Origin of the sequence: Nonomuraea aridisoli (genome assembly GCF_003236395.1) — a bacterium.
GTDB classification, from domain to species: domain Bacteria; phylum Actinomycetota; class Actinomycetes; order Streptosporangiales; family Streptosporangiaceae; genus Nonomuraea; species Nonomuraea aridisoli.
Window position 1 is genome coordinate 1 of sequence record NZ_POUD01000693.1, and the last position, 414, is coordinate 414.

1 protein-coding gene is annotated in these 414 nt (G+C 67.9%); it reads right to left on the reverse strand.

All coding sequences use genetic code 11. The annotated features are described in order from the left end of the window. Positions 1 to 414, reverse strand: a 414-nt coding sequence (locus C1J01_RS48780; protein ID WP_235855178.1) for a methyl-accepting chemotaxis protein, incomplete at both ends; no start/stop codon positions are given.

Below are 414 nucleotides of genomic sequence, written 5' to 3' on the forward strand. Positions count from 1 at the left end.
GCAGGGCCTGAGCGGCAGCAGCGCTTTCTTCGACCATGGCGGCATTGCGCTGGGTCGAATCGTCCATCTGGTTGATCGCGACGTTGACCTGCTCGATGCCGGCGCCCTGTTCCTGGCTGGAGGCGCTGATTTCGGCCACGACCCGGCTGACGCCGGTGATGCTGGTCACGACCTGCTGCATCGTCGCGCCGGCCTGCTCGACCATCTTGCTGCCGGCGTTGACCTGCTGGGCCGAGTCATCGATTAGCGCCTTGATCTCCTTGGCGGCCAGGGCGCTGCGCTGGGCGAGGCTGCGCACCTCGGCGGCGACCACGGCAAAGCCGCGGCCCTGTTCGCCCGCGCGTGCGGCCTCGACGGCGGCATTCAGCGCCAGGATGTTGGTCTGGAAGGCGATGCCGTCGATGACGCTGATGA